Genomic DNA, 10,617 nt, shown 5'->3' with positions numbered 1-10,617 from the left:
AGCAGATCTTCAACGGGGTCCGCCTCTATCTGACGGCCGTAAAGACCCGCGGGGGCGCGCTCCGGCCGTCCCTTCGCGGCAGGGGCTGAGCAGGCACCGGGCGCCCGCATACCGGCGCAGGCCTTGGGCGGCGGAACCGGGCCCGGACCCGTCACGGGGCCGATCCGGCCCGGCCCCGTGGCTCCGTCAGATCCACTTCGCCAGCGGGGGGAGGCTCATCAGCACGGCGTTGGCGTCGTGGCCGGTCTCGAGGCCGAATTTCGTGCCCCGGTCATAGACGAGGTTGTATTCCGCATAGAGCCCGCGGTGGATGAGCTGCGCCTCGCGGTCGGCCTCGGTCCAGGGCGTCTCCATGCGCCGCTCGACGAGGGGCACGAAGGCCGGCAGGAAGGCCTCGCCCACCGCCCGCGTGAAGGCGAAATCGGCCTCCCAGTCGCCGGTGTTCAGGTCGTCGAAGAAGATCCCGCCCACGCCGCGGGCCCGGCCGCGGTGGGGGATGAAGAAATAATCGTCGGCCCAGGCCTTGAAGCGGGGATAGTAGTCCGCCCCGTGCGCCTCGCAGGCCCGGCGCAGCGTGGCGTGGAAATGCTCGGTATCCTCGGCATAGTCGAGGCAGGGGTTGAGGTCCGAGCCGCCGCCGAACCACCAGGCGTGCGGGGTCCAGAACATGCGGGTGTTCATGTGGACGGCGGGCGCATGCGGGTTCTGCATATGCGCCACGAGGCTGATGCCCGAGGCCCAGAAGCGCGGATCCTCGGCCATGCCCGGCACGCCGCGCGCGGCCATCGCCTGCTGCGCCCGGGGCGCGAGCGTGCCGTGGACGGTCGAGACATTCACGCCCACCTTCTCGAACACGCGCCCGCCGCGCATCACGCTCATGAGCCCGCCGCCGCCCGCCTCGCGGCTCGTCTCGGTCACCTCGAACCGGCCGGGCGCGGCATCCGCGGGAGAGCCGCCCGTGGCCGCATCCTCGAGCCCCTCGAAGGCCGCGAGGATGCGGTTCCTCAGCTCGCGGAACCAGTCGGACGCCCGCGCCTTCTGTCCGTCCATCGCGTCATTCATGCATTCCTCCCGAACCTTTGCCCTCAGGGCTAGCAGCTTCGCCGAGGCGGATCCAGAGAGCAGCGCTCCGCCAGAATCATCTGGCGTCGCAAGTAGATTGGGTTAGGGTCGACGACATGAGACATGCCGTGACCCTCCTCCTGCTGCCCCTGCTCGCCGCCTGCGCCACGCCGCAGGAACAGTGCATCTCGCAAGTGACGCGCGACCTGCGGGTGGTGGACGAGCTGATCCAGGAGGGAGAGCTGAACCTCGCGCGCGGCTATGCGATCGAGGAGGTGACGGACTACCGCACCGAATGGGTGCAGTGCGGCCCGCCGATCGTGCGCTACCGTCCGGACGGCACGCGGGTCGTCTACCCGGCCCGGCACTGCTTCGATCAGGTGCCCTACACGGTGCGCCAGCCCAAGGCCATCGACCTCGCCTCGGAAGCCCGGACGCTGGAGCAGCTGAAACGCAAGCGGGTTGAACTGGCCCGGACGGCCGGTCCGGCCGTCCAGCAATGCAGGGCGACCTATCCCGAGACGAAGTGACCGGCCGGACAGCCGCTTCAGTGCACCGGCGCCAGCGCCGGGTCGATCAGGCTGCGCCCGCCGTCGAGCGTCACCACCTGCCCCGTCATGAAGGCCGCCGCGTCCGAGGCGAGGAACTGCACCGTCTCGACGATCTCGGCCGGCGAGGCGATGCGCTTCATCGGCGTGCGCTCGGTGATCTGGGCGCGCATCGCCGGGCTGTCCTTCAGCGCGGTCTGCAGGCTCGCGCTCATGACCGAGCCGAAGGAGACGGCATTCACCCGGATGCCCTTCGAGGCCAGCGCCACCGCCATCGAGCGCGTCATCTGCTCGACCGCGGCGCAGCTGATCGAATAGGCCAGAAGCTCGGGCTGGGTGCGGATCGCGGCGATGGAGGAGAGGTTGATGATCGAGCCCACCTGCGTGGGCTTCTCGTCGCTCTTCTCGGCCCGCGCGATCATGCGCTTCGCCGTGAGCTGGGTGAGGCGCAGGCTGGTCAGCATGTTCTGCTGCAGAAGCGTCTCGACCGCATCCTCTTCCGGGCAGAGCGGATCGGACAGCGCCACCTGCCGGCTCGCATTCACGAGGATATCGACCCGGTCGAAGGCATCCATCGTGGCCGAAAGGAGGTTGGTGATCGTCAGCTTCTCGCGCAGGTCGCCCGCGAACATGCGCACCGAGCCTTCGGCCCGGGCCTCCTCGCCGATCTGGTCGGCGAGCCGTTCCTCGTCCATGTCCACGAACATCACGTTCGCGCCCTTGTCGACGAAATGCCGCGCCACTGCGAGGCCGATGCCGGCGGCGGCCCCGGTCACGATGGCCGTCTTGCCGGAAATGATGAGCGACATGGGAAACTCCCGTTATGCAGATGTGCCGCCCGCGCGCTGGGGTCGGGACGCGCGGACGATCCTGAAGGCGGCATCGCCGCCGATGTCCTCGACCTCGCGGAAGAGCGTGCGAAGGCCGCGGTCATAGGGCAGATGGCGGTTGGCCACCAGCCAGAGCACCCCCGTGGGGGCGAGAAGCCGCGCAGCCGCCTGCAGGAAGCCCATCCCGATCGCGGGATCGGCTTCGCGCGTCGTGTGGAAGGGCGGATTGCAGACCACCAGATCGGCGGGCTTCGAGAGACGGAAGCGGGTGGCGTCGGCCCAGTGGAAATGGGCACGCTCATCCGGGATGTTGAGCCGTGCGCAGTCGAGCGCCGCATGTTCGGCCTCGACGAGGTCGACGCGCTTCACCGGCCGCCGCTTCAGCACGGCGCGCGCCAGATAGCCCCAGCCCGCGCCCAGATCGACGACCCGGCCCGAGAGATCCGAAGGCAGCGCCTCGACCAGAAGCTGCGAGCCGCGGTCGGGCGCATCGGCCGAGAAGATGCCGGGCAGCGTGCGGAAGCCGCCCGCGATCTCGGTGGGCCGCGCGGCCCAGTCCTCGAGCCCCGGACCGGCGGCGAAGGTGAAGAGCTTGCCGTGCGCCTTGGAGAGGGTGGCCGAGACGGCCAGCCGCTCGGCCAGATCGCGCCAGACCGACTCGACACCGTCGGTCTTCTGCCCGTCCACCACGATCGGCCCGCCCGGCTCGACCGAGGCCGCGGCCTCGGCCCGGTCGAGATGGACGCGCAGGCTCATCGCGCCCGCATCGGCCGCCACCGCATCGATGGGCGCGACCCCGCGGGCGAGGAGCTTCAGGCTGTCGCCCTCGAGCGTGGCCTCGACGGTCAGCACGACATGGCCGCCCGGCTCCAGCAGGTCGCGCGCCTGCTCGAGCACATCGGAGAAGACGGTGCATTCGTAAAGCCCCGTCGGATCCGACAGCTGGACGAAGGCGAAGCGGTTGCCCTTGGCCGACTTCTTCTCCTGCCGCGACGAGACGGCGCCCGCGAGCTTGGCCACCATCGGGCCTCGCTGCGCCAGATCGGTCAGCGCGGCGAGGGTGGTGACGTTGCGCCGCTTCAGCGCCCCCATGTAATCGTCGAGCGGATGGCCCGAGAGATAGAAGCCGATCGCCTGATGCTCCTGCGCCAGCCGCTCGACCGGCAGCCAGTCGTCGCGCGACGGCAGCCGCGGCTCGGGGATGTCCGCCCCCGCCTCGCCGAACAGCGACACCTGGCTTGAATTTCGCGCTTCGTGAATGGCGGCGGAATAGGCCACCAGCGCATCCAGCGCCTCGAACACCCGCGCGCGGTTGCGGTCGAGCGCGTCGAAGGCCCCGGCGCGCGCCAGCATCTCGAGCGGACGCTTGCCGATCCGCTTCAGCTCCACCCGCCGCGCCATGTCGAAGAGCGTGGCGAAAGGCCGGTCGCCGCGCGCCTCGACGATGAGCCGCATCGCCTCGACGCCCACGTTCTTCAGCGCGCCCAGCGCATAGACCACCGCGCCGTCGCGCACCGTGAAGGTGGCGAGCGAGGCGTTCACGCAGGGCGCCACCGTGCGGATGCCGAGCTTGTCCACCTCGCGCTTGTAGACGGCGAGCTTGTCGGTCAGGTGGATATCGCAGTTCATCACCGCGGCCATGAATTCGACCGGATGGTTCGCCTTCAGCCAGGCGGTCTGGTAGCTCACGACCGCATAGGCGGCGGCGTGGGACTTGTTGAAGCCGTAGTTCGCGAATTTTTCCAGCAGGTCGAAGACTTCGCCCGCTTTCTTCGTGTCGATCCCGTGGGTCTTCTTCGCGCCCTCGATGAATTTCGGGCGCTCCTTGGCCATCTCCTCGGCGATCTTCTTGCCCATCGCGCGGCGCAGAAGGTCGGCGCCGCCCAGCGTATAGCCCGCCATGACCTGCGCGATCTGCATCACCTGTTCCTGATAGACGATGATGCCCTGCGTTTCCTTCAGGATCGGGTCGATGGTCGGATGCAGGCTCTCGAGATCGCGCAGCCCGTGCTTCACCTCGCAATAGACAGGGATGTTCTCCATCGGCCCGGGCCGATAGAGCGCCACCAGTGCCACGATATCCTCGATGCAGGTGGGCTTCATGCGCCGCAGCGCATCCATCATGCCCGAGCTTTCGACCTGGAACACCGCCACGGTCTTGGCCTGCGCATAGAGCTCGTAGGTGGCCTTGTCCTCGAGCGGGATATGCCCGATGTCGTTCTCGGCCCCCGGCGGCGGATCGTAGAGCACCCGCCCGTCCGCGGCCATGTGCAGGGGCCGCCCCGTGCCGCGGATCAGATCGATCGCGTTCTGGATCACCGTCAGCGTCTTCAGCCCGAGGAAGTCGAACTTCACGAGGCCCGCGGCTTCCACCCATTTCATGTTGAACTGGGTGGCCGGCATGTCCGAGCGCGGATCCTGATAGAGCGGCACCAGCTCGTCGAGCGGCCGGTCGCCGATCACCACGCCCGCGGCATGGGTCGAGGCGTTGCGCAGAAGCCCCTCGATCTGCATCCCGTAGTCCAGAAGCCGCTTCACCACCTCCTCGGTCTTCGCGGCCTCGCGCAGCCGCGGCTCGTCGGCCAGCGCCTTCTGGATCGAGACGGGCTTCACCCCCTCGACCGGGATCATCTTCGACAGCCGGTCCACCTGCCCGTAGGGCATCTGGAGCACGCGCCCCACGTCGCGGACGGCGGCCTTCGAGAGAAGCGCGCCGAAGGTGATGATCTGCCCCACCTTGTCGCGGCCGTATTTCTCCTGGACGTAGCGGATCACCTCCTCGCGCCGGTCCATGCAGAAGTCGATGTCGAAGTCCGGCATCGACACCCGCTCGGGGTTCAGAAACCGCTCGAAGAGAAGCTGGTAACGCAAGGGATCGAGGTCGGTGATCGTCAGCGCATAGGCCACGAGCGAGCCCGCGCCCGACCCCCGTCCCGGACCCACCGGGATGCCGTTGGCCTTCCCCCACTTGATGAAGTCGGCCACGATCAGGAAGTAGCCCGGAAAGCCCATCTGCTCGATGATGCCCAGCTCGAAGGCAAGGCGCGCCTCATAGTCCTCGACCGGCGCCGCATGGGGGATCACGGCGAGGCGGGCGGCCAGGCCCTCCCTGGCCTGCCGCCGCAGCTCCTCCACCTCGTCATCGGCGAAGCGCGGCAGGATCGGCGGGCGCTTGGCGGCCTTGAAGGCGCAGCGGCGCGCGATCTCGACGGTGTTCTCCACCGCCTCGGGCAGGTCGGCGAACAGCGCGACCATCTCGGCCTCGGACTTGAAGTAATGCTGCGGCGTGAGCCGCCGCCGCGGGGCCACCTGATCGACATAGGCTCCCTCGGCGATGCAGATCAGCGCATCGTGCGCCTCATACATCTCGGGCTTCGGAAAATAGACGTCGTTGGTGGCGACGAGCGGCAGGCCCATCGCATAGGCCAGCTCCACATGGCCGGGCTCGGTCGCGCGCTCGGCCTCGGTCAGCCGCCCGCCCTCGCCCGGATGGCGCTGCAGCTCGACATAGAGCCGCCCGGGATAGATCGCGGCGAGGCGGCCCAGCAGCGCCTCGGCCTTCGCCCGCTGCCCCTCCCGCAGATGCCGGCCCACCGGCCCGTCCGGCCCGCCGGTCAGGCAGATCAGCCCCTCCGAATGCCGCTCGAGCTCGGAAAGCCTCACCTGCGGCAGCGCCCCCTCCTTGCCGAGATAGAGGCAGGAGGAGAGCTTCATGAGGTTGCCGTAGCCCGTCTCGGTCTGGGCCAGAAGCACCACCGGCGCGGGCGGCTTGGGCCGCTCGCCCAGCGCCGCCGTCTCGTAGGCGACCGAGACCTGACAGCCGACGATGGGCTGGATCCCGGCGCCGCTGGCCAGCACCGAGAATTCCAGCGCGGCGAACATGGCATTGGTGTCCGTCACCGCCACGGCGGGCATGGCGGCGGCCGCACAGAGGCCGATCAGCTTCTTCACCGGCACCGCCCCTTCGAGGAGCGAATATTCGGTATGGACGCGCAGATGGATGAATCGGGGAGCGTTCGACATGGGACGGAGCCTACAGAAGCCGCCCTCCCGCGGAAAGACGCCGCGCGCCCCGGCGAGAGGACCCTTGCCATCGGGCGGTCCGGCAGGCTTTGATGGGTCCGAATTGTCGCAGGCCGCTTTACGCCGCATCGGGCGGGCCTGCACCGGCGCAGCCGGACCCACAGAAGGCGGCAGGTTTTCACATGACGGAGATCGCGTTCATCCTGAACGGAACGCCCCTCAGCGTCGCGGCCGAGCCCACCCGGACGCTGCTCGACTTCCTGCGCGAGGACCGCGGGCTGACCGGCACCAAGGAGGGCTGCAACGAGGGCGACTGCGGCGCCTGCACGGTGATGGTGACCGACGAGACCGGCCCCCGTGCGCTGAACGCCTGCCTCCTGTTCCTGCCCCAGCTTCAGGGCAAGGAGGTCCGCACGGTCGAGGGCCTCGCGGCGCCCGACGGCCGCCTCCATCCGGTGCAGCAGGCGCTGATCGACCATCACGGCTCGCAATGCGGCTTCTGCACGCCGGGCTTCGTCATGTCGATGGCCGCAGCCCATGCCAACGGCTGCCGCGACCATGACGACACGCTGGCAGGAAATCTCTGCCGCTGCACGGGCTATGCCCCCATCGTCCGCGCCGCCCGTGCCGCCGAGGAGGCGCCCCCGCCGGACTGGCTGCCCTCCTTCACTCTGCCCCAAATATCCTCGGGGGGGACCGTGAGCGGCGAGAGCCCCTCCCCCGGAGGGGCGGCCGCCGCGAACGCCCGCCCCGCGGGCGGGCCCGGGGGGGCAGACAGCCCCCCCGTCACCGGCTGCCGCCCGACCGGCCTCGAGGAGCTCGCGCGGCTCTACGAGGCCCATCCCGAGGCCACGCTGATCGCGGGCGCCACCGACGTGGGCCTCTGGGTCACCAAGGATCTGCGAGACCTGCCGATGCCCCTCTTTCTCGGCGGTATCCCCGAGCTGCGCCGCATCGAGGAGGAGGCGGACCGGCTCCGTATCGGCGCCATGGTCACCATCGCCGAGTTGCGCGCGGCGCTTGCCCCCCGCCTGCCCGGCCTTGCCGAACTCCTGCGCCGCTTCGCCAGCGTCCAGATCCGCAATGCGGCCACCCTCGGCGGCAATATCGCCAACGGCTCGCCCATCGGCGACACGCCGCCTGCGCTGATCGCGCTCGGCGCCACGCTGCACCTGCGCCGGGGCGAGACCCGCCGCGACCTGCCCCTCGAGGATTTCTTCCTCGATTACCGCAAGCAGGACCGGCGCCCGGGCGAGTTCGTCGAGGCGGTCACCATCCCCACCGAGGCCCCGGGGCTGCGCTGCTACAAGCTCTCGAAACGGTTCGATCAGGACATTTCGGCGGTCTGCGGCTGTTTCAACATCTCGGTCGAGGAGGGCCGTGTGGCGGCGGCCCGCCTGGCCTTCGGCGGCATGGCCGGGATCCCGAAGCGCGCGACGGCAGTCGAAGCGGCGCTTCTGGGGCGCCCCTGGACCCTCGCCACGATCGAAGCCGCCCGCCCGGCCTTCGCCGAGGATTTCACCCCGCTCTCCGACATGCGCGCCTCGGCCGGCTACCGTCTCGAGGCCGCGGCGGCGCTCCTCGTCCGCGCCTTCCACGATCTTCAGGGCCGCCCCGTCTCGGTGCTGGAGGTGGAGGCATGAGCCTCGGTCGCGCCCTGCCGCATGATGCGGCCCCGCTCCATGTCACCGGCGCCGCGCGCTATGTGGACGACATCCCCACGCCGCGCGGCACGCTGCATCTGGCCTTCGGCCTGTCTCCCGTGGCCCATGGCGAGATCCTGGCCCTCGATCTCGAACCCGTGCGCAGGATGCCGGGCGTGGTGCGGGTGATCGGGCCCGGCGATCTCGACCCGATGCCCGACTGCTCGCCCTCGACCCATGACGAGCCGCTGCTGGCGGTGGGCCGCGTGCAGTATGCGGGCCAGCCGCTCTTCCTCGTCGTGGCCGAGAGCCACCGCGCCGCCCGGCGCGCGGCGCGCGGCGCGCGTCCCGAGATCCGGCCCCTGCCCGCGATCCTGACCGTCGAGGAGGCGCTGGCCGCGAATGCCCGCTTCGAGACGGAGCCCGTCGTCTGGGAGAAGGGCCGCACGGCCGAGGCCATCGCCACAGCCCCGCACCGCATCGAGGGGACGATGGAGGTGGGGGGACAGGAGCATTTCTACCTCGAGGGTCAGGTGGCGCTCGCCCTGCCGCAGGAGGGGGGCGACATGCATGTCCATTCCTCCACCCAGCATCCGACCGAGATCCAGCACAAGGTGGCCCATGCGCTGGGGCTGCCCATGAGCGCGGTGCGGGTCGAGGTGCGGCGCATGGGCGGCGGCTTCGGCGGCAAGGAGAGCCAGGGCAATGCTCTGGCCATCGCCTGCGCGCTGGCCGCCCGCGCGACGGGGCGGCCCTGCAAGATGCGCTACGACCGCGACGACGACATGGTGATCACCGGCAAGCGCCACGACCTCAGGATCGACTATCGCGCGGGCTTCGATGCCGAGGGGCGGCTCGCGGGCGTCGAGTTCCGCCATCTCTTCCGCTGCGGCTGGTCGCAGGACCTGTCGCTGCCGGTGGCGGACCGGGCGATGCTTCATGCCGACAATGCCTATCACCTGCCCGCGGTGCGGATCGAGAGCCACCGGCTGCGCACCCATACCCAGAGCGCCACCGCCTTCCGCGGCTTCGGCGGCCCGCAGGGCATGATCGGGATCGAGCGGGTGATGGACCATGTGGCCCATGCGCTGGGCCGCGATCCGCTGGCGGTGCGGCAGGCGAACTTCTACGCGCCGATGGGGCAGGCCGGGGGCGGCAGTGCCGCGGATCCGGCGGCAAGGCCGGGGGCGCTGCCCCCGGACCCCCGGGATATTTCCGCCAGAATGAAGGAGGAGGAGACGGAGGCGCGGGCACGGCTCAGGGCGGAGGAGGTGGATCTGACCTCGCGCGGGGCGGAGGCGGTGGAGCACGATCTGCCCCCGCCGGCGCCCGCGGGGGTGCAGACCACGCCCTATCACATGCCGGTCGAGGATTTCATCGGCGATGCGCTGGTGGCGGAGCTCGCACGGCGGGCGGATTATGCCCGCCGCCGCGCCGAGATCGCCGAATGGAACCGGCAGAGCCCGATCCTGAAGCGCGGCATCGCGCTGACGCCGGTGAAGTTCGGCATCTCCTTCACGCTCACCTGGCTGAACCAGGCGGGCGCGCTCGTCCATATCTATCAGGACGGCTCGGTGCATCTGAACCATGGCGGGACCGAGATGGGACAGGGGCTGTTCCAGAAGGTGGCGCAGGTGGCGGCGGCCGAACTCGGGCTGCCGGTCGAGGCGGTGAAGATCACACCGACCGACACGGGCAAGGTGCCCAACACCTCGGCCACCGCCGCCTCGTCGGGGTCGGACCTGAACGGGATGGCGGTGCGCGCGGCCTGCGTCACGCTGCGCGGGCGGCTGGCGGAGCTGGTGGCCGAGCGGCATCAGGCGCGGGCGGAGGAGGTGCGGTTCGAGGAGGGGCGTGTGCGGGTGGGCGGCGCCGACCTCTCCTTTGCCGAGGCGGCGGCCATGGCCTATCAGGCCCGCGTGCCGCTCTCGGCCACGGGCTACTACCGGACGCCGAAGATCGTCTGGGACCGGCTGAAGGGGCGCGGGCGGCCCTTCTTCTACTTCGCCTACGGGGCTGCTGTATCGGAGGTGGTGATCGACAGCCTGACCGGCGAGAACCGGATCCTTCGCACCGACATCCTGCATGACACGGGCGCGAGCCTCAATCCGGCCCTCGATCTGGGGCAGATCGAGGGCGGCTATGTGCAGGGCGCAGGCTGGCTCACCACCGAGGAACTGGTCTGGGACGCCGAGGGGCGGCTGCGGACCCACGCGCCCTCGACCTACAAGATCCCCGCCTGCTCGGACCGGCCGCGGATCTTCAACGTGGCGCTCTGGAACCGGCCGAACCCCGAGGAGACCGTGGGCCGGTCGAAGGCGGTGGGCGAGCCGCCCTTCATGCTCGGGATCTCGGTGCTGATGGCGCTCTCGGAGGCGGTGGCGGCCTGCGGCGACGGCACCCTCTATCCCGCGCTCGATGCGCCAGCGACGCCCGAGCGGATCCTTGCCGCGGTGAGGCGGCAGCGTGGCTGAGGGCTTCGACCTCGGGGGGCTGCGGGCCGCGCTGGCC

The 10,617-nt window shown here is 70.1% G+C and carries 6 protein-coding genes; 3 read left to right on the top strand and 3 right to left on the bottom strand.

The features are described from left to right. Positions 1 to 186 precede the first annotated feature (186 nt). Positions 187 to 1,062 carry an oxygen-dependent coproporphyrinogen oxidase gene (hemF, locus tag A9O63_RS16425; RefSeq protein WP_069332574.1) on the bottom strand — a complete coding sequence of 292 codons (876 nt, stop codon included), beginning with the start codon at positions 1,060 to 1,062 and terminating at the stop codon, positions 187 to 189. 116 nt (positions 1,063 to 1,178) lie between these two features. Here hemF and A9O63_RS16420 point away from each other — a divergent pair, with 116 nt between their 5' ends. Next, entirely contained in the window at positions 1,179 to 1,592 is a 414-nt protein-coding gene (locus A9O63_RS16420; RefSeq protein WP_069332573.1) for a hypothetical protein, read from the top strand. A 17-nt stretch (positions 1,593 to 1,609) separates the two neighbouring features. Here the strand turns inward: A9O63_RS16420 and A9O63_RS16415 are convergent, their stop codons facing one another. Further along, positions 1,610 to 2,419, bottom strand: a complete 810-nt coding sequence (locus tag A9O63_RS16415; RefSeq protein WP_009561834.1) for an SDR family NAD(P)-dependent oxidoreductase — start codon at positions 2,417 to 2,419, stop codon at positions 1,610 to 1,612. A gap of 12 nt (positions 2,420 to 2,431) precedes the next feature. After that, positions 2,432 to 6,463 carry a DNA polymerase III subunit alpha gene (gene dnaE, locus A9O63_RS16410; RefSeq protein ID WP_084296002.1) on the bottom strand — a complete coding sequence of 1,344 codons (4,032 nt, stop codon included), beginning with the start codon at positions 6,461 to 6,463 and terminating at the stop codon, positions 2,432 to 2,434. A gap of 182 nt (positions 6,464 to 6,645) precedes the next feature. Between dnaE and xdhA the strand changes: the two genes are divergently transcribed. Together xdhA and A9O63_RS16400 are read left to right on the top strand one after the other, a co-directional pair. Continuing rightward, entirely contained in the window at positions 6,646 to 8,106 is a 1,461-nt protein-coding gene (gene xdhA / locus A9O63_RS16405; protein WP_069332900.1) for a xanthine dehydrogenase small subunit, read from the top strand. Then, positions 8,103 to 10,580, top strand: a complete 2,478-nt coding sequence (locus A9O63_RS16400) for a xanthine dehydrogenase molybdopterin binding subunit (protein WP_069332899.1) — start codon at positions 8,103 to 8,105, stop codon at positions 10,578 to 10,580. The genes xdhA and A9O63_RS16400 overlap by 4 nt, the downstream gene beginning before the upstream one ends. The last annotated feature ends 37 nt before the right edge of the window (positions 10,581 to 10,617 follow it).

This window comes from Cereibacter johrii (genome assembly GCF_001720585.1).
GTDB classification, from domain to species: domain Bacteria; phylum Pseudomonadota; class Alphaproteobacteria; order Rhodobacterales; family Rhodobacteraceae; genus Cereibacter_A; species Cereibacter_A johrii.
The sequence above is the reverse complement of the archived record's forward strand: the minus strand, read 5'-3'. Positions and strand labels throughout refer to the sequence as shown.

Coding starts and splice junctions, on each gene's coding strand:
- hemF (WP_069332574.1), bottom strand. CDS start 1,062: ATGAATGACGCGATGGACGGACAGAAGGCGCGGGCGTCCGACTGGTTC.
- A9O63_RS16420 (WP_069332573.1), top strand. CDS start 1,179: ATGAGACATGCCGTGACCCTCCTCCTGCTGCCCCTGCTCGCCGCCTGC.
- A9O63_RS16415 (WP_009561834.1), bottom strand. CDS start 2,419: ATGTCGCTCATCATTTCCGGCAAGACGGCCATCGTGACCGGGGCCGCC.
- dnaE (WP_084296002.1), bottom strand. CDS start 6,463: ATGTCGAACGCTCCCCGATTCATCCATCTGCGCGTCCATACCGAATAT.
- xdhA (WP_069332900.1), top strand. CDS start 6,646: ATGACGGAGATCGCGTTCATCCTGAACGGAACGCCCCTCAGCGTCGCG.
- A9O63_RS16400 (WP_069332899.1), top strand. CDS start 8,103: ATGAGCCTCGGTCGCGCCCTGCCGCATGATGCGGCCCCGCTCCATGTC.